This is a genomic window from Castellaniella hirudinis (assembly GCF_047468865.1).
Lineage (GTDB): Bacteria > Pseudomonadota > Gammaproteobacteria > Burkholderiales > Burkholderiaceae_B > Castellaniella > Castellaniella hirudinis_A.
This window is the reverse complement of sequence record NZ_JBLGTV010000011.1, coordinates 1-18,113: the sequence shown is the minus strand read 5'-3', so window position 1 is coordinate 18,113 and position 18,113 is coordinate 1. Positions and strand designations below refer to the sequence as shown.

General features: G+C 65.6%; 17 protein-coding genes and 1 riboswitch. Of the genes, 7 read left to right on the top strand and 10 right to left on the bottom strand.

Annotated elements, in window-relative coordinates; all coding sequences use genetic code 11:
- Positions 1 to 63: 63 nt before the first annotated feature.
- Genes murI through ACMHYJ_RS12700 form a run of 3 tightly spaced genes read right to left on the bottom strand, consistent with a single transcriptional unit; the run spans position 64 to position 4,283 of the window.
- Positions 64 to 891 carry a glutamate racemase gene (gene murI, locus ACMHYJ_RS12710; RefSeq protein ID WP_414246545.1) on the bottom strand — a complete coding sequence of 276 codons (828 nt, stop codon included), beginning with the start codon at positions 889 to 891 and terminating at the stop codon, positions 64 to 66.
- Positions 892 to 903: 12 nt separating this feature from the next.
- A complete protein-coding gene (locus ACMHYJ_RS12705) occupies positions 904 to 2,118 on the bottom strand; it encodes a tRNA CCA-pyrophosphorylase (protein WP_414246630.1) in 1,215 nt (404 codons plus the stop codon).
- A 56-nt stretch (positions 2,119 to 2,174) separates the two neighbouring features.
- A complete protein-coding gene (locus ACMHYJ_RS12700; RefSeq protein ID WP_414246544.1) occupies positions 2,175 to 4,283 on the bottom strand; it encodes a transglycosylase SLT domain-containing protein in 2,109 nt (702 codons plus the stop codon).
- 22 nt (positions 4,284 to 4,305) lie between these two features.
- On the opposite strand from ACMHYJ_RS12700, the gene ACMHYJ_RS12695 reads away from it, so the two are divergent.
- The gene (locus ACMHYJ_RS12695; protein ID WP_414246543.1) at positions 4,306 to 4,935 is read left to right on the top strand and encodes a 5-formyltetrahydrofolate cyclo-ligase; all 630 of its coding nucleotides are present in this window, start codon (positions 4,306 to 4,308) and stop codon (positions 4,933 to 4,935) included.
- 6 nt (positions 4,936 to 4,941) lie between these two features.
- Here ACMHYJ_RS12695 and metF read toward each other — a convergent pair whose 3' ends face one another.
- From metF to ACMHYJ_RS12675, 4 genes are all read right to left on the bottom strand, one after another.
- Positions 4,942 to 5,799 (bottom strand): methylenetetrahydrofolate reductase [NAD(P)H], encoded by an 858-nt coding sequence (gene metF / locus ACMHYJ_RS12690; RefSeq protein ID WP_414246542.1) that lies wholly within the window; start codon positions 5,797 to 5,799, stop codon positions 4,942 to 4,944.
- A gap of 184 nt (positions 5,800 to 5,983) precedes the next feature.
- Positions 5,984 to 6,331 (bottom strand): phage holin family protein, encoded by a 348-nt coding sequence (locus ACMHYJ_RS12685; RefSeq protein ID WP_414246629.1) that lies wholly within the window; start codon positions 6,329 to 6,331, stop codon positions 5,984 to 5,986.
- 65 nt (positions 6,332 to 6,396) lie between these two features.
- On the bottom strand, positions 6,397 to 7,803 hold the full coding sequence (gene ahcY / locus ACMHYJ_RS12680; RefSeq protein ID WP_414246541.1) for an adenosylhomocysteinase: 1,407 nt from the start codon (positions 7,801 to 7,803) through the stop codon (positions 6,397 to 6,399).
- 63 nt (positions 7,804 to 7,866) lie between these two features.
- Positions 7,867 to 7,965: riboswitch (S-adenosyl-L-homocysteine riboswitch) on the bottom strand.
- Between the two features lie 169 nt (positions 7,966 to 8,134).
- Positions 8,135 to 9,208: an alkene reductase gene (locus tag ACMHYJ_RS12675; RefSeq protein ID WP_414246540.1), complete on the bottom strand. Its 1,074-nt coding sequence runs from the start codon at positions 9,206 to 9,208 to the stop codon at positions 8,135 to 8,137.
- 129 nt (positions 9,209 to 9,337) lie between these two features.
- Here ACMHYJ_RS12675 and ACMHYJ_RS12670 point away from each other — a divergent pair, with 129 nt between their 5' ends.
- Complete coding sequence (locus ACMHYJ_RS12670) at positions 9,338 to 10,192, top strand: LysR family transcriptional regulator (RefSeq protein ID WP_414246628.1); 855 nt, start codon at positions 9,338 to 9,340, stop codon at positions 10,190 to 10,192.
- Between the two features lie 75 nt (positions 10,193 to 10,267).
- Here the strand turns inward: ACMHYJ_RS12670 and metK are convergent, their stop codons facing one another.
- On the bottom strand, positions 10,268 to 11,431 hold the full coding sequence (gene metK, locus ACMHYJ_RS12665; RefSeq protein ID WP_414246539.1) for a methionine adenosyltransferase: 1,164 nt from the start codon (positions 11,429 to 11,431) through the stop codon (positions 10,268 to 10,270).
- Between the two features lie 249 nt (positions 11,432 to 11,680).
- Between metK and ACMHYJ_RS12660 the strand changes: the two genes are divergently transcribed.
- The 5 genes from ACMHYJ_RS12660 (at position 11,681) to xerC (ending at position 16,142) form a co-directional block, all read left to right on the top strand.
- The gene (locus ACMHYJ_RS12660) at positions 11,681 to 12,538 is read left to right on the top strand and encodes a lysophospholipid acyltransferase family protein (RefSeq protein WP_414246538.1); all 858 of its coding nucleotides are present in this window, start codon (positions 11,681 to 11,683) and stop codon (positions 12,536 to 12,538) included.
- Positions 12,539 to 12,604: 66 nt separating this feature from the next.
- Positions 12,605 to 13,495: a lysophospholipid acyltransferase family protein gene (locus tag ACMHYJ_RS12655; protein ID WP_414246537.1), complete on the top strand. Its 891-nt coding sequence runs from the start codon at positions 12,605 to 12,607 to the stop codon at positions 13,493 to 13,495.
- Between the two features lie 25 nt (positions 13,496 to 13,520).
- Entirely contained in the window at positions 13,521 to 14,420 is a 900-nt protein-coding gene (gene dapF / locus ACMHYJ_RS12650; protein WP_414246536.1) for a diaminopimelate epimerase, read from the top strand.
- 64 nt (positions 14,421 to 14,484) lie between these two features.
- Positions 14,485 to 15,165 carry a DUF484 family protein gene (locus ACMHYJ_RS12645; RefSeq protein WP_414246535.1) on the top strand — a complete coding sequence of 227 codons (681 nt, stop codon included), beginning with the start codon at positions 14,485 to 14,487 and terminating at the stop codon, positions 15,163 to 15,165.
- A gap of 11 nt (positions 15,166 to 15,176) precedes the next feature.
- Positions 15,177 to 16,142, top strand: coding sequence for a tyrosine recombinase XerC (gene xerC, locus ACMHYJ_RS12640; protein WP_414246534.1), 966 nt, complete (start codon positions 15,177 to 15,179; stop codon positions 16,140 to 16,142).
- A 140-nt stretch (positions 16,143 to 16,282) separates the two neighbouring features.
- Here xerC and ACMHYJ_RS12635 read toward each other — a convergent pair whose 3' ends face one another.
- Positions 16,283 to 17,095, bottom strand: coding sequence for a DUF4351 domain-containing protein (locus ACMHYJ_RS12635; protein ID WP_414246533.1), 813 nt, complete (start codon positions 17,093 to 17,095; stop codon positions 16,283 to 16,285).
- A 175-nt stretch (positions 17,096 to 17,270) separates the two neighbouring features.
- Positions 17,271 to 18,041 carry an IS21-like element helper ATPase IstB gene (gene istB, locus ACMHYJ_RS12630; protein ID WP_414246532.1) on the bottom strand — a complete coding sequence of 257 codons (771 nt, stop codon included), beginning with the start codon at positions 18,039 to 18,041 and terminating at the stop codon, positions 17,271 to 17,273.
- Positions 18,042 to 18,113 lie beyond the last annotated feature (72 nt).

Here is an 18,113-nt window from a genome sequence, read left to right as displayed (position 1 = left end):
AACCCAACCCCCCACGCAGTATTGGAACATCAGGCCGTTACACCGGCCCATGCGCCAGCATGCTTACGCGACGACCTCGACAGGCGGCCTGGGCGTATCATCCACGGCCAGGCCAAAGCTGTTCATCAGGCGGCGCGTCAGGAAATCCGGCGTCCCCCGGGTAAACAACGCGCTGTCGGGCGTGTGCGGATGCAACGCCTGCCCCGCCACGGGCAGCAGGCTGCGGGCATGCCGCGCAATGGCCTCTGCGGGATCCAGCCAATCCACCGGCCAGGGGGCCAGGCGACGGAATACATTCGCCAGAAACGGATAATGCGTGCAGCCCAGCACCACGATATCCGTGCGCGCACCCTGGTGTTGGACGAAGCAAGCGGCGATTTCGGCCTGGATGTCCAGATCCGGCACCGGCAAGCCGCGCATATAAGCCTCCGCCATCCCGGCCAGGCGCACCGACCCCACCAGACGCACCTGACAACGCGCCGCGAAGGACTGGATCAGCCCCCGCGTATAGTCGCGCTGCACAGTTCCAGGGGTGGCCAGAACCGACACCAGCCCCGAACGGGTGCGTTCGGCGGCGGGCTTGATCGCAGGCACCGTGCCCACGAACGGCATTTGCGGATACGCCGCCCGCAAGGCCGCCCCGGCCACGGTAAACGCCGTATTGCAGGCAATGACGCACAGGGCCGGATCGTGCGCGCGCAGCAGCCGGCCCATCAAGGCCAGCAGGTGATCCCGCAGCGCCTGCTCGGGCCAATCGCCATAGGGAAAAGCCGCGTCGTCCGCCACATACACGAAACGGCGCTCGGGAATCAGGACACGCGCTTCGCGCAGCACGGTCAGGCCGCCAATACCGGAATCAAAAACAAGCACGGGCTGTTCTGCGAGGGACATGGGCAGGGCCGATCAGGGGGCGGAGGCGGAATCGACGCCGCCGTCCAGCGCCGACAAGGCGGCCAGGCGGGCCTGGCGCAGGCCGGCGCGGATGCATGCGGCATCGCCGCCCGCCGCCCGCGCAATCGCCCCCGCATCCACGGACTGCGCGGCCTGCAGACGCTGCGACCAGACGGCCAGATCGACCCCCCGCACCACGCAAGCCGCCGCCGCCAGCAAGGCCAGGCAGCGCTCGGGGCGGCGAAGGGCGTCGCAGGATTCCAGCACCGCCAGCCAAGCCACCGGCCCCGAGGCCACCGGCCGGCCCGGATCGGCCCCAGTCGGCGCGGCCGCCGATGCGGCCAAGCCAAAGGCGCCGGCCAGCAAGGGATCGTCCGCCACCGCCATCAGCGCCAGGCGCGCCACCGTGTCCGGCAGCAGGCGCGCCAGGTCGCGGCAGGCCGACGGCGCGCGCAGGTGATCCTGCACGGCGGCCCCCGAAGCGCGGCACAGCAAGGCGTAGCGCTGAGGCAGCGACAGGCCCCGCGCCGCCGCCCTGGCCAGGCCCATGGCCACGGAAGGATCCCAGGCCAGCCCGGGCGCCACTCGCGCCAACGCGCCGCAATCGGCCAGCACATCCAGCATGCGCCCCGGGCGCGGCGTCATCAGGCCCTTGGCGAATTCCTGCCAGACCCGCTCGGGCACCAGGGCGTCGACTTCGCCCTCGTCCACCAGGGCGCGGCATAAATCCAGCGTGTCGGGCGCGATGGAAAAATCATGGAAACGCGCGGCAAACCGGGCCAGGCGCAGCAAACGCACCGGGTCTTCGACGAAAGCCGGCCCGACGTGGCGCAACACCCGGGCGCGCAGGTCGGCCACCCCATTCAATGGATCGCACACGCGGCCATCGGGGGCCTGCGCAATGGCATTGATGGTCAGGTCGCGGCGCCGCAGATCATCGGCCAAGGAGACTTCCCGCCCGGCATGAAACACAAAGCCGCGATAACCGCGACCGGACTTGCGCTCGGTGCGGGCCAGCGCGTATTCCTCATGGGTGACCGGGTGCAGAAACACCGGAAAATCCCCGCCCACGGGGATGAAGCCCCGGGCGGCCATGATCTCGGGCGTGGCCCCCACCACGACCCAGTCGCGGTCGCCCGCCGGCAGGCCCAGCAGGTGGTCGCGCACCGCGCCGCCCACGATATAGATATCCAGGCCTTCGGTGGCAACGTCATGCCGGCCCGCCACGGGTTCCGCGCGCAACCCGGCCACCGGGCCGGCCGCGCCCGACGGCAGCGCGGGCCTCATGGGCTGACCGTGCCCAAGCGGGCTTTCAGGGAATCGGGCTGGCCGTTGAACAGGGCGGCATACCAGACCGCATTGGACAGGACGTTCTTGACGTACAGGCGTGTCTCGGTAAAAGGAATGGTCTCGGCGAAGATGGCGCCTTCGACGGGCGCCTGCAATTGGGCGCGCCAGCGCTTGGGGCGCCCCGGGCCGGCGTTATACCCCGCCGTGGCCAGCAGCTGCGAACCGTCCAGCCCCCGCAGCACCATGTCCAGGTAGCTGGTGCCCAGCACCGTATTGGTGTCGAAGTCGTTGACCTGGCTGGGTTTGAAGTCTTTCATGCCGATCTTGCGCGCCACATGCTTGGCGGTGGCCGGCATCAGCTGCATCAGGCCCGACGCCCCCACCCGCGAACGCGCATCCGTGATGAAACGGGACTCCTGGCGGATCAGGCCATAAACCCAGGCGGGATCCAGGTTGATCCGCCGCGCCTGGGCGGCCACCCGCCCCTCGAAAGGCGCGATAAACCGCTGGGAGAAATCGACGTCGTCCCGGGTCAGCAAGGAAGTATTGACCACCCGGTCGTAAATGTGTTCTTCGCGGGCGAATTCAGCCGCCCCGCGCAACTGGGCATCCGTCATGCCGCGCAAGGCGAAATTCCACTCGGGCACGGCTTCGCGGCGCCAGCCCTGGTCGAACAAGGCCACGGCCCGCCGCAAGCCGGGATTTTGCCGCGCCTGCGCCACCCAGGCCGGATCCAGCGGGCCGGGCGCGGGCGGCAGGCTGGGCAATTGGCCCAATTCTTCGGTGGCCAACTGACCATAAAAACCCAGGTCGGTGCGAATGGACTGAAAATACTGCCGGGCCGCCTCTTGGTTGCCCTGGGCAGCCAGCGCTCGGCCATACCAGTAGCGCCACACGGGCTCGTCGGCCTGGCGGCCCGTCATCTTGCGGATGGCGTCGGCCACCTGATTCCACTGGATAGGGGCGGCGCGCAGTTCGGCGCGCACCTGCCAGGCATGGTTATAGTCGGTCATGGGCACCGGCCCCGACAGGCGATACCAACGCGCGGCATCGGGGGCGACATTCAGGGCGGCCACCAGCCCGAACTGGCCCCAGACCCACTGCATGTCGGCCTTGGGCATGCGGCTTGCCCAGCGGTCTTGCGCGTATTGGGCGGCTTCGATGCGGTCATCGCTGCGCGCCAGGCGCGACAGGGCGATGGCGGCCAGCTCGGTCTCCGTGCCCGGCCGCAACGCCTTCCGGGCGTCCAGCCACTGGCGCGGGTTTTTCATCAGCGCGGCGAACTGCACCATGGCGGCCTCGTCGAACACCACGGCGGCCATGCGATTGATATCCCCCGAGCGGCCGGACTCCAAAATGTTGCGCAGCAGGGTGTTGAGTTCGTTGCGGCTCAATACGTGATCTGCGGCGACCTGATCCAACAGCCCCCAGCAATCGGCATTGGGCTCGAAAACATCCTGAACCTCGGCGGCGCGGGCATGCTGACCCGTCATGTGCCGGGCCAGCAGCAGGGCGCACCGCAGCGCGGCGGCGGGGCGTTCGGGGACGGCCACCTGCCGGGCCTGGGCGTAGTTGCCCGCCCGCACCAGGGCCAGTATCCAATCCGTGCGCAGGCGTTCTTCCAGATAGGTGCCGGGATGATCGGCCAGAAATTTCCGCACGGCGGCATCCGGGGTGGGCAGGGTGCGATCCTGCACCTGCCGGCGCAGCGACCAATAGCGCGGATACGCCCCCAGCACGGGGTCGGCCGCCGCCACGGGCGCCAGCGCATCCAGGTCTTTCCAGCGGCGCTTTTGCACGGCCTCATAGGCGTCCGTCACGGCCTGCCGGGCGGCGGGCGGCACATAGGCGGGGACATCGGGCACCACCACCCCGGAACGCGCCGTCACCGGATTGGCCGGCGCGGCCTGGGCCTGATCCGGCGCGGCGGCCTCGCCGGCCTGCGCCTGGTCGTCGGCGGTGGGGGCGTGCGCCGCCGCGCAGCCCGTCAGGCCCAACGCGACCGCCAGGCCCCAGGCCAGCGCCTGCCGGCGCAGCGCCGGCCCCGGCGCCGGCCGCGCCCGGCCCGCTGCCGCCGTATCCCGTAGAATATCCAAGCCCATACTGCAAACTCCACAACAGACGATGAACGAGAACGCACAGGATAACGCAGTCGCTTTGCGCAAGCGACTCAAACAGCGCCGCCAGGCGCTGCCCGCCGCCGACCGCAGCCGGGGCGCCCTGCTGATACGCGGGCGGCTGTTCACCTGGCTGGCCAGCCAGCGCACCCGCCTGCGCGAAGCCGGGCGGCCCGACATCCGCCAGATCGCCGCATTCTGGTCCATGCCGGACGAGCCCGCGCTGCAACCCCTGCTGCGCCAGTGGGCCGACGACGACACCCTGAGCCTGGCGCTGCCCGTGGTCAGCGCGCCGGCCAGCCCTCTGCGCTTCAAGCTATGGACGCCCGACAGCCCCATGCGAACCGGGGCCTACGGCATCCAGGAACCCACCGGCCCCGACGCCCCGACGCCCGACGTGGTGCTGGTGCCCACCCTGGGCTATACCCGCCAAGGCGACCGCCTGGGCTACGGGGGCGGCTACTATGACCGCACCCTGGCGGCCCTGCGGGCCGGCGGCCACGCGTTTACCGCCATCGGCATCGCCTGGGCCAGCGGCGACCTCAGCGCCGAAGCCTATGCCCCGGCCCCGCACGATGTCCGCCTGGACGGCATCCTGACCGACAAGGGCTGGCCGGTGCCCGCGCCGGATCTCTGATCCGGCTCACGCGGACAAGTTCAGGTTTTCGGCGATCCGCACCACGGCATCGGCGTGGTTCAGCGTATAAAAATGCAGGCCCGGCGCGCCATTTTCCAGCAGACGGGCGCACAGGCGGGTGATCGCCTCTACCCCGAAGGCCCGGATGGACGCCTTGTCGTCGCCGAAGTCCTGCAGGCGCAGCCGCATCCAGCGCGGGATTTCAGCCCCGCACATGGACGAGAACCGCGCCAACTGGGTGTAGTTGGTGATCGGCATGATGCCCGGCGTGATGGGGATATCCACCCCTTTGGCCTGAACCCGGTCGACAAAATCGAAATACGCGTCCGGGTTGAAAAAATATTGCGTAATGGCGGCATCGGCCCCGGCCCGCACTTTTTGCACGAAATACTGCAAATCCTGGGCGGCGCTTTCGGCCTGGGGATGCATTTCGGGGTAGGCCGCGACTTCGATGTGAAACGCATCGCCGTATTGTTCGCGCACAAAGCGCACCAATTCGCTGGCATGGTGCAGGTCGCCCGTATCGCCGCCCATCCCGGACGGCAGATCCCCGCGCAGCGCCACCAGGCGCTGGATGCCGCGCGCTCGGTATTCATCCAGGATCAGGCGCAGATCGTCGCGGGTGGCCCCGATGCACGACAAATGGGGCGCCACGTCGGCGCCCAGGTTGCCCAGCATCTGCACGGTGTCCACCGTGCCCGTGCGGGTGGACCCGCCCGCGCCGAAGGTGACGCTGACATAGGCGGGGTTCAAGGCGGCCAGGCGCTTGGCCGAACGCACCAGGCGTTCTTGGGCGGCGATGTCGCGCGGCGGGAAATATTCCAGACTCAGCGCTGAAACAGTGGATTTTTCTTGGTTAGACATGATATCCAGGGAAAGTCAGCCCCGCGCACGGGGCCGGCGGTGACCTGCTGCAGTGTTTACTGCAAAAGTGGTCAAATCAACCCCACACACGGGGGCGGCGGCCCGTCCGGCGGGCGACGACCCGGGCCGGACAAGGCGCCCATGATGCGGAAATCAGGGGGTGGCCGATGCCACGGCGCGCCAATCAGGCGGCGGATGCCAACAGCAGGCTGGCCAGCGCCCCCGAGACCACGCTGTAGACGAGCGCCCCCAGGGCGGCCCACCAGAAGCCGTCCACCTGGAAACCCTTGAACATGGAGCCCGCCCACCAGAACACCAGAACGTTCAGCACCAGCAGAAACAGGCCCAGCGTCACCACTGTCAGCGGCAGCGTCAGCAGGATCAGCAGGGGTTTGACCACGGCATTGAGCAGCCCCAGCACCAGGGCGGCGACCAGCGCCGACCCGAAGGAAGCCACCGTAATGCCGGGCAGCAGATAGGCCACGACCAGCAAGGCCACGGCATTCAGAATCCAGACTAGCAATAACATGATGGAGCTCCTTGGGTGGGTAAGCGGATTGCGGGCCGTCTGGGACGACCCGCGGACACATCAACGGATCAATAGCGGTAATGGCCGGGCTTGAAGGGCCCCGCCACCGGCACGCCAATGTAATCCGCCTGCTTTTGCGACAGGGTGGACAGATGCACACCCAGTTTCTTCAAATGCAGGCGGGCGACTTTTTCGTCCAGCTGCTTGGGCAGCACATAGACCTGGCCGCTCTGGTAGTGGTCGCCCCGGGTAAAGAGTTCGATCTGGGCGATGGTCTGGTTGGTGAAGGACGCCGACATCACAAAGGACGGGTGGCCCGTGGCGCAGCCCAGGTTGACCAGACGGCCCTTGGCCAGCAGGATGACGCGCTTGCCGTCGGGGAAGATGATGTGATCGACCTGGGGTTTGATTTCTTCCCAGGCCAGGTCTTCGACCGACGCCACGTTGATTTCACTGTCGAAGTGGCCGATGTTGCAGACAATGGCCTGGTCTTTCATGCGGTACAGGTGGTCGCGGTCGATCACGTGGTAGTTGCCCGTGGCCGTGACGAAGATATCCGCGCCTTCGACCACGCCCGGGTCGTTCAGATCGACCACGCGGTAGCCTTCCATGGACGCCTGCAGGGCGCAGATGGGGTCGATTTCGGTCACCCACACCTGGGCGCGCAAAGCCGCCAGCGCCTGGGCGCAGCCCTTGCCCACGTCGCCAAAGCCGCAGACGATGGCGACCTTGCCCGCCACCATCACATCGGTGGCGCGCTTGATGCCGTCCACCAGGGATTCGCGGCAACCGTACAGGTTGTCGAACTTGGACTTGGTGACAGAATCATTGACGTTGATGGCGGGGATTTTGAGTTCGCCACGCTGCGACATCTGGTACAGGCGATGCACCCCGGTGGTGGTTTCTTCGGTCACGCCCTGAATCTGGGCCAGGCGTGTGGAATACCAGGTGGGATCCTGGGCCAGCTTGGCCTGGATGGCGGCAAACAGCACGCGTTCTTCCTCGTTGTCCGGCTGGGCAATGACGGACGCATCGGTCTCGGCCCGCGCGCCCAAGTGCAACAGCAAGGTGGCATCGCCGCCGTCGTCCAGGATCATATTGGCCTGTTCGCCCGGCCAGTCGAAGATGCGATGGGTATATTGCCAGTAGTCTTCCAGGGATTCGCCCTTGACGGCGAACACCGGGGTGCCGCCCGCCGCAATGGCCGCCGCCGCGTGATCCTGGGTAGAGAAAATATTGCACGACGCCCAGCGGACTTCGGCCCCCAGGGCTTTCAGGGTTTCGATCAAGACCGCCGTCTGGATGGTCATGTGCAGGCTGCCGGCGATGCGGGCGCCCTTTAACGGTTGGGCGGCGGCGTATTCTTCGCGTGTGGCCATCAGGCCCGGCATTTCGGTTTCGGCGATGGCGATTTCGCGGCGGCCCCAATCGGCCAGGGAGATATCGGCAATGGTGTAGTCGTGTGCAGTGCTCATGCGTGATCCTGTAGAGCCTGTGCCGACCGGAGGGGCTTGCCGCCCACCCCCGCCCGCACAGGGCAGCGATGGGCGCCGTTTATCATCAAAACCCTGAGCCTGGCGGCCCGCGGCATGGCCCGCATGGCGGGCAGCGGGGCCGGTGCAGCGCCCCTCAGGGAAAGGGGGACATTATACTGTGTACTGTGTTTAACCGCTGTGTCCGCGCGGGCGGTTTTCCCGGCGTGCCAAAGGCATCCCCGCCAAAACCGACCCCATCAAGCACCGGAAGCCGTCACCGCCGACAAACAGTTTCAATTTCGGCTGACGTTGCGCCCTGGTGATGGCGTTCTCACGCAGCCTGAACTTCGTTCAGGGCCGGATAGTCGATGTAGAACTTCTCGGTGCCGCCGAAGAAGCCTTCGCGGTGCGGCTCGTTCATGGGCGCATTCGTCTTGAGTCGCTCGACGAAATCCGGGTTCGCCAGCACCATCGCGCCATAGGCTTCCAAGTCGGCAAGACCCGAAGCCACATCGCTGCCAATCTGCTCACGCGGGCGACCCGGACGGTTCAGGATCAGGGTGCCCTTCCAGCGCTTGCGAATGTCCGCCAGCAACGGCTCGTTGCCTTGGTGCATCACATGGACGTAGGCTAACCCCAGTTTGTCCAGCTCGGCAACCAGATAGCGATACAGATCCGGGCCTTCCGCCCCTTCGTCGATGCCCCACATCGCCGTACCCGGCGACAGACGGATCGCGGTGCGGTCCGCGCCGATTTCCTTGGCGATGGCCTGTGCAATCTCGATAGCGAAGCGGGCACGGTTCTCGATGGAGCCGCCGTATTCGTCGGTGCGGGTGTTGGCGCTGGGCGCAAAGAATTGCTGGATGAGGTAGGCATTGGCACCGTGCATCTCGACGCCATCGGCACCCGCTTCAACGGCGCGACGGGCCGCGAACGCGAAGTCGGCGACAGTCTGGCGCACTTCCTCGGTGGTCAGCGCACGCGGCGTCGGAATGTCCTGCATCCCCGTGGCGGTGAACATGCCGGTGCCCGGTGCAATGGCGGACGGCGCAACGCCTTGGCGATGGTGCGGCGTGTTGTCCGGGTGCGACATGCGCCCGGCGTGCATGAGCTGGATGAAGATGTGGCCGCCCTTGGCATGTACGGCGTCGGCGGTCTTCTTCCAGCCTGAGACATGGGCATCGGTATAGATGCCCGGCGTGCTCAGGTAGCCCTGGCCGTCATCGGACGGCTGGGTGCCTTCGCTGACGATCAGGCCGACCCCGGCGCGCTGCGCGTAGTAGGTGGCAGCCAATTCGCCCGGCGTGCCGTCGAACTGGGCGCGGCTACGGGTCATCGGCGCCATCACCAGGCGGTTTTGCAGGGTGCGGCGGCCAAGGCGGACGGAATCGAATACGGTGGTCATGATGAAATTTTCGCAAGTGGACTTGAACCAGGACATCATCGCTCGCTTTCTCATCTGGATAAAGATGGTATTTTGGAGATCATTGATCCGATATTGGAGCAATTAAGCGTGAATGATTACCTGAAAGACATGGCGCTGTTCGTCGAAGTCGTTAAAGCCAAGGGCTTCCGCAGCGCGGCCAACGCGATGGATATGCCGAACTCGACGCTCTCCCGGCGGATTGCCGAGCTGGAGAAGTCGATCGGGTTGCGCCTATTGCACCGCACGACACGCAAGATCGAGCTGACCGAAGCCGGGCTGATTTACTTCGAGCGATGCAAGCGCATCGTCGATGAGGCCCGGCTGGCGCACGAACAGTTGGGCGAGATGCTGGCCCAGCCCAGCGGCGTGCTACGCGCTTCGCTTCCGGTGGATTTCGCCGTGACCTATCTGGCGCCGCTGATCGCCGAGTTCGCCAGCCGCTATCCCGGCATCACCTTCGATTTCGACCTGACGGCGCGCCGGGTCGATCTGGTCAGCGAACCCTTCGATGTGGCAATCCGTATGGGCGAATCCGAGAATTCACAACTGATCGCACGCACATTGGCGACGCTCACGCCGTACCTGTACGCCTCGCCCGGCTACCTTGAGCGGTCAGGTGAGCCGGACAAGCCCGCAGAACTGGAACAGCATGAGTGCTTCAATATCCTGCGGGCGAGCACCTGGACACTGCACGCCGGCAAAAAAACCGCCAAGGTGTCGGTTGGCGGTCGCTTCTCTCTTAATAACGTTGGCATGCTCCGTCGCCTAGCTACGCTCGACCTTGGCATCATCCTCTTGCCCGAAGAAGCCGTTGCCGATGAACTGGCGAGCGGAAAGCTGCGGCGCATCATGCCGCAATGGCATGGCACGCCGCAGCCGGTCTATGCGATGACTGAAACCCGTCTGCTACCTGCAAAGACACAACGCTTCATCGAGTTTCTACGGGAACGCTTAGGGCGATGAGGATAGGGAGCAGCGCCGGGGAAGTGAACCCGGCGCCACGCGGTATCTTCAGATACCTGCCGTTTCGTCGCCGGATCAAGCCGCCGCTTTCAGCACCTGCACCTTGTCGGTGGCTTCCCAGCTGAATTCGGGTTCGCTGCGGCCAAAGTGGCCGTAGGCGGCGGACTTGGTGTAAATGGGACGCAGCAGATCCAGCATGTTGATGATGCCTTTGGGGCGCAGATCGAAGTGTTCGCGCACCAGGCGGGCGATTTGCTCGTCGGGGATCACACCCGTGCCCTCGGTGTAGACCGTGATGTTGATGGGCTCGGCCACGCCGATGGCGTAGCTGACCTGCACCTGGCACTGGCGCGCCAGGCCGGCGGCCACGATGTTCTTGGCCACATAGCGGGCGGCATAGGCGGCGGAACGGTCGACCTTGGAGGGATCCTTGCCGGAGAACGCGCCGCCGCCGTGCGGGCAGGCACCGCCGTAGGTATCCACAATGATCTTGCGCCCGGTCAGGCCGCAATCGCCCTGCGGGCCGCCGATGACGAACTTGCCCGTGGGGTTGATCAGAAACTTGGTCTTGTCGGTCAGCAGGCCGTCGGCGAACACCGGGCGGATGATGTGCTCAATCGCGGCGTCGCGAATATCGGCCTGGGAAATATCCGGGTGGTGCTGGGTGGACAGCACCACGGTATCGACCTCGGCGGGCTTGCCGTCCAGGTAGCGGAAGGTCACCTGCGACTTGGCATCCGGGCGCAGCCAGGGCAGACGGCCGTCCTTGCGCAGTTCGGCCTGGCGCTGCACGATGCGGTGCGCGTACCAGATGGGGGCGGGCATGAGATCCGGGGTTTCATCGCAAGCGTAGCCAAACATCAGGCCCTGGTCGCCCGCACCCTGATTGAGGATTTCTTCGGGGGTGCGATCCACACCCTGGGCGATATCGGGGGATTGCTTGTCGTAGGCCACCAGCACAGCGCAGCCCTTGTAGTCGATGCCGTAATCAGTGTTGTCGTAGCCGATGCGGCGGATGGTGTCGCGTGCCACCTGGATGTAATCGACATTGGCCTGCGAGGTGATTTCGCCGGCCAGCACCACCAGGCCGGTGTTGCACAGGGTTTCGGCGGCCACGCGGGAATGCGGGTCTTGTTCGAGCAAGGCGTCGAGGATGGCGTCGGAGATTTGATCGGCGACCTTGTCGGGATGGCCTTCGGAGACAGATTCGGAAGTAAAGAGAAAATCGTTGTTTGCCACAGCGATACGTCCTTATAGGCACCGGAATGCCCGGTGAGAGGTTGAACGAAACGCGTTGCACCTCTGGATGTATCGGGGCGCGACGCTTTAGCGGTTTTAGACCGCGCTTGAACCGGCGCGGGGATCGCTCCGCAAGTTGTCGGTTAACTCAGCGATCCCTTCGATTTTAAGCGAAAATACCCCGGGCCCGCACAAAATATCCCAGGCAACAGGGATATTGCCCCCATCACCCGAGATACCACCCAAGCCATGCTGTTGTTTCTTGTCCGTTCCTTGGCCCGCCTGCCGCTGTCCTGGCTGCAGGCGATCGGCCGCCTGTTGGGCCGGGCCGTGTATGCTTTCCCGGGCCGCTATCGCCAGCGCATCCAGGCCAATGCCCGGCGGGCAGGCTACGACGACCCCGCATTTTTCCGCCGAGCGGCGGCGCAGTCCGGGGCCATGATCGCCGAAATCCCCAAGGTGTGGTGGCGCACCCGCGACTGCCTGACGCACACCCGCAGCGACCAGGAAAGCATCGTGCAGGCCGCCCTGGCCGAAGGCCGGGGCGTGCTGTACCTGACCCCGCATCTGGGCTGCTTTGAAATCACCGCCCGGCACCTGACGCAATACGGCCCCCTGACGGTGATGTTCCGCCCATCGCGCAGCCCGCGTCTGGATCCCATCGTGGAATCCGCCCGCGACATGCACAATCTGCGGGCCGTGCCGGCCAACCGCCACGGGGTGCGCGCCTTTGTGCGCGCCCTGAAGCGCGGCGAGGCGGTCGGCATGCTGCCCGACCAGGTGCCGCGCGAAGGCGACGGCCTGTGGCTGCCTTTCTTCGGCGACTACGCCCTGACCATGACACTGGCCGCCCGCCTGGCCCTGCAAACGGGCGTGGCGGTCATTCTGACGGCGGGCGAACGCCTGCCCGCCGGCAAGGGATGGCGGATTCATTATCTGCGCCTGCCGGAGCCTTTGCCAGAAACACCGGAAGCGCTGGCGTTGGCGATCAACCAGGCGATGGAAGCGCTGATCCGGCGGTTTCCCGAGCAGTATCTATGGAGCTACAACCGCTACAAAGAACCGGATGATGCGCCGCCACACCCGAATGAAGGTATTGCGGGGTGATGTTTTGGCTTCTGGGCCGGCGTTTTGCTCGAATCCGCACAGCGCAAGGCATACAATGCGCGGATCATGGCATTCGATAAAAAACCATTGATCCGGGCGCTGCTGGGCTATTTTGGCCGCTGCCCCACGCCGACACGGCTGCGCTGGGGGCGCGTGCTGGGCTGGCTGGTGCCCCGTCTGCTGAAATCCCGCGCCCATATTGTGCGCGTCAACCTCGCCCAATGCTTTCCAGACCTGCCCCAGGATCAGCGCGACGCCCTGGCGCGACGCCATTTCCGACTGCTGGCGCAATCCTTCGTGGATCGGGGCCTATGCTGGTTCGGCAGCCCGCAGCGCATCCAGGATACCGTGCGGCTGCAGGGTGAACACCACCTGCAAACCCTGTTGGATCAGGGCCGCCGGATTGTGATGTTCGCCCCGCACTTCATCGCGCTGGATGCCGCCGCCACCCGCCTGACCCTGTTTCTGCGGGAATCCGCCACACTGTACACGCGCCAGAGCGACCCGGACGTGGACGAGATCGTGCGCCAGGGGCGCGGGCGCTTCAACCAAGTGCATCTGATCAGCCGCCACGACGGCGTGCGCGGCCTGATCCGCCAGCTGCGCCGGGGCATCCCGGTGTATTACCTGCCGGACATGGACTTCGGCCGCCAGGGCAGCGCCTTCGTGCCGTTTTTCGGGGTGCCCGCCGCCACCTTGCTGTCGGCGGCCCAGATCGCCGCCAGTTGGGATGCCGCCGTCGTACCCATCATCAGCCGGCTCGACCCGGACACCGGCCAATACAGCGTGCATATCGGCCCGCCGGTGACGGATTTCCCCGGCGCGGACGACCCGGTGGCCGCCACGGCGCGGCTCAATCGCCTGATCGAAGCCGAAGTCCGGCCCGACGCGGCCCAATACTACTGGGTGCACCGGCGCTTCAAGACCCGGCCCGAAGGCCAGCCGGGTTTCTACTGACCCAATACCTCCGACAGGCCACGACATGCTCTGGAACTTCACCAAAATGCACGGCGCAGGCAACGATTTCATCGTCCTGGACGGCGTGCGCCAGCCCATCGCCCTGACGCCCGCGCGCGTGCGGGCCTTGGCAGACCGCCATTTCGGCATCGGCGCCGATCAAATCCTGCTGGTCGAGGATCCGCTGGATCCAGCGGCCGATTTCCGCTATCGGATTTTCAATGCCGACGGCGGCGAAGTGCAGCACTGCGGCAATGGGGCGCGCTGCTTCGTGCGCTTCGTGCACGAACAGGGACTGTCGCGGCGCAACCCCTTGCGCGCCGAAATCTCCACCGGCCTGCTGTTGCTGCGGGAATCCGCCGATGGCCAGGTGGCCGTGGACATGGGCCGCACCGGGTTTACCCCCGCCGACCTGGACTTCGACGCCCAGGGGCTGGCCGCACGCACCGTGGGCGACGACACGCAATACGCCTTGGACATTGCCCCGCCCGGGAGCACAAGCCTCTGGTTCAGCATCGCGGCCATCTCCAACCCGCACGCCGTCATCCAGGTCGACCAGGTGGATCGCTATCCCGTGCGGCAGCTTGGCTCCGCCCTTGAAAGCCATCCCCGTTTTCACCAGCGGGTCAACGTCGGCTTCATGCAGGTGCTGGATCGGCATGCCATCCGCCTGCGCGTCTACGAGCGCGGGGCGGGCGAAACCCTGGCCTGCGGCACTGGCGCCTGCGCCGCCGCCCTGGCCGGCATCCGCCAGGGCCTGCTGGACAGCCCCGTGCAAGTCCACACCCGCGGCGGGATCCTGCAAATCCAGTGGGACGGCCAATCCCTGACCATGCAAGGCCCGGCCGTCACCGTCTTCCGGGGCCAGGTCGACATCGACGCCCTGACCGCCCACCTGCCGGATCATGTCTCGTCCCCTGGATGACCGCTTTGCTTTCCCGGCCCGATTGCCTATAGACTAGATCGTCTTGCCCAGAAGGAACCCTATCGTGACCCAGGATGTGATCAGCGCCCAGGCCGTGGCTGATTTTCTCAGCCGGAACCCGCAATTCTTCGACGACCACGCCGATGTGTTCGCCACCCTCAGTGTGCCCCACCCCCATCAGGGCCGGGCGATCTCGCTGGGGGAACGGCAGGTCATGACACTGCGCAGCCGGGTCAAAGAACACGAGCAGCGCCTGATGCAGCTGCTGCAGCACGCCGGCGGCAATGCGCGCATCAGCCAGACCTTGATGCGCTGGTGCGCCCGGATGCTGGCCGAGCCCGACGCCTTGCAGATCCCCGCGCACATCGTCCGCAGCCTGGAAGAACAGTTCGGCCTGGACGCGGTCGCCCTGCGGGTCTGGGGCCTGGATGCGCTGCAAGACAGCGCCTTCGCCCAGGACATCACGCCCGAAATCCGCCAGTACGCGGCGGCGCTGGCGCAGCCATACTGCGGCCCGCTGAAAGGCCAAGAGGCCGCCGCCTGGCTGGCCGCCGAGCCCCTGTCCCTGGCCATCCTGCCGCTGCGCACGCTGCACGGCTCGGATCCCATCGGCCTGCTGGTGCTGGGGTCGGGCGACGCGCAGCGCTATACCAGCGAGATGGCCACCGATTTCCTGACCCAGATCGCCGACTTGGCCGGGTCTGCCCTGGGGCGCCTGAGCCACCACGCCCCCCAGGCGGCCTGAACCCGCCCCCCATGTCGGCCGACGATTCCCAACGCATCGAACGCTGGTTGGCCGAACTGCGCACCCAGCAGCGCTATTCGGCCCACACCATCGACGCGTACCGGCACGACCTGCACGCCCTGCGGGCCTGCTTCGCCGACACCCCGCTGGACACCCTGCAAGAACACCACATCCGCCAGGCCGTCGGCCGCCTGCATGCGCAAGGCCTGCAGGCGCGCAGCCTGGCGCGCAGCCTGTCGGCCTGGCGCAGCTATTTCGCCTGGCGCGCCCAGGACGCCAGCCTGGCGCGCAATCCCACCCAGGGAGTGCGCGCGCCGCGCCTGCCGCGCAGCCTGCCCAAGGCTCTGTCGGTGGATCAGGCCCAGGCCCTGCTGAACCGCAGCCAATTGCCCCCCGCGCAAACCCCGGTGGAAAAACGCGACATGGCCATGTTCGAGCTGCTGTACGCCTGCGGCCTGCGCCTGTCGGAACTGGTCGGCCTGGATCACCGGCCGCTGCGCCTGGGCGATTATGCCTCCCACAGTTGGATCGACCTGGACGAGAACGAGGTCATCGTGCGCGGCAAGGGCGGCAAGACCCGCGCCGTGCCCCTGGGTCAGCCCGCCCGCCAGGCGGTGCAAGCCTGGTTGGCGGCGCGCCCTGTGTTCGTGCCCGCCCAAGCGGATGCCGACACCCAGGCCGCCTTGTTCCTGGGCGTCCGGCGGCACCAGCGTATTACCCCCCGCGTGGTGCAATTACAGCTGCAGGCCCTGGCCCGGGCTGCCGGGCTGCCGCTGCACGTGCATCCCCACAGCCTGCGGCACAGCTTCGCCAGCCACCTGCTGCAATCCGCCCAGGATCTGCGCGCCGTGCAAGAACTGCTGGGACACGCCAATATCTCGACCACACAGATTTACACCCGGCTGGACTTCCAGCATCTGGCCGCCAGCTACGATCAGGCCCACCCCCGGGCCAAGCGCAAGAAAAATTCGCCCTGAGCTGGTGCGCCAGACACCGCTGTCTCCCGGGCGATCCAGCTGAACAGGTGGTTGCCACCCTGCAAAGGGCGACCAGGCTAAGAATGACTACGCCTACGCCGAGGAGAGGTTGCACTTATGCCGCACGGCGGCGGCACATCTTAATCCTTGAACACGTCATCCAAGACCTGGGCATCGACAAAATTCAATGACCAGGCTTCCAACTGTGCGCTGTTGGCCGAACGGATTTTTTCATGGATGTCGTCGGCTTGTGCGCCAAAGCGGCGTTCGATCTGGCGCAGCAGCAAATTGGCCTGGCCTTGCTCAATGCCCATCTTCAGCCCTTGCTGGGTATACACCCGCTCGGCAATCGTCACGTAGCTCATTTCATGCTCCTGTTCCAGCTGCCGGGCAGCTTGCAAGTAATCGGTTTCCAGATCGGTAGGCAGGCGAATCACCCATTCCACCAGGCGCACCAGTTGACCAATTCGATTCCGATCGTAGCCATAGCCGTACAAGCGGCGTACCAAATCGATCAAAGGCCGCAACCGCGTGGACTTGTCCGGGTGGCGGGATGCCTGGATTTGCGCCATCACAAACACCGCGAACGGGTTGTGCGGGGCCAGGGCGTCCAAGTCGTCCAGCCGATTGGCCCATTGCCTTAATTCTACAACCGGAAAGACGAATTCGGTCTTTTGCGACAGGTACTTATCCCGGTGAACCAGCTGCGTGACCGGCACCTGCCCAGCGCCGGGCTGGTCGATCAGTATGCCCAGGCTGTAGATGGGCGGCGGGGTCGTCAGACCCTGTCGGCGCATTTCACGGATCTGCAACAGCGTGTGGTACTGGAAGACGCGCCAGGAAAACGCTCGAAAATCCGCCTCGGTGGCCAGCCGTCCCTGGACTTCCAGATGCACCTGCAAGTACGCGGGATGCCCGGACAATAGCCGTACCTTGACCAGTTTGTCCACCATTTTGCGGCCTTTGGATGGAACCGCCGCATGTCGGATGGCCTGCAATTCCTTATCCAGGAACCCAATCGGGGCTGCCCAATCGACCAGCGCGTATAACTGTCAACGCCGACTGAAAACTGACCCACTTTCGTCGGAATCGTCGGAGTAAATCTGACCCACCCCGGCGTCCAAAAACTTAGTTCCTTACCTTGATATTTCCTGCTTTGCGCTTGTCCTTGAGTCGGTAGCTTTCCCCGGCAATCTGCACGATGTGAGCGTGGTGCAGCAACCGGTCAAGCAAGGCGGCGGTGAGCGTTTGATCTTCGGCAAAGCATGAGGACCATTGGCTGAACGGCAGATTGCTGGTGACGATGATGCTGGTGCGCTCATAGCGCTGCGCCACCACGTTGAAGAACAGGTTTGCTTCCTCTCGTCCGAACGGCAAATAGCCAATCTCGTCGATGACCAGTAATCGTGGCCCCAGGACTGCGCGATTGAAATACTGTTGGAGCCGATCTTGTTTATGGGCGGTGGCCAACTGCATCATCAGCTCGGCGGCGCTCAGGAAGCGGGTTTTGATGCCCGCCATGACGGCACGGTAGGCCAGTGCCTGCGCCAGGTGGCTCTTGCCCACCCCGCTGGGGCCGAGGAACACGACGTTCTCTGCGCGTTCGATAAACGTCAATGCTGCCAGTTCTTGAATCTGACTCCGGGGAGCACCACTTGCGAAGGCGAAATCATAGTCCTCAATGGTCTTGACCGAAGGCAGCGTGGCAGCCTTCATCAATGCCGCGCGCTGGCGCTCGATACGCGCATCGTTCTCCACCTTCAGCAGACGCTCCAGGAAGTCGCTATGGCTGGCGTCCTCGCGGGCGCACTGCTGGGCGATGGCGGGCCATTCACTGCTGATTCTGCCCAGCTTCAGCACATCACACAGTTGTTCGATCCGATTGTGTTGAAGGTTCACGCCCGCACCTCCAGCAGCTCGTTATAGACCGATAGCGGGTGCTGGAAACTCTCCAGCGGCAACGGCCGCTGA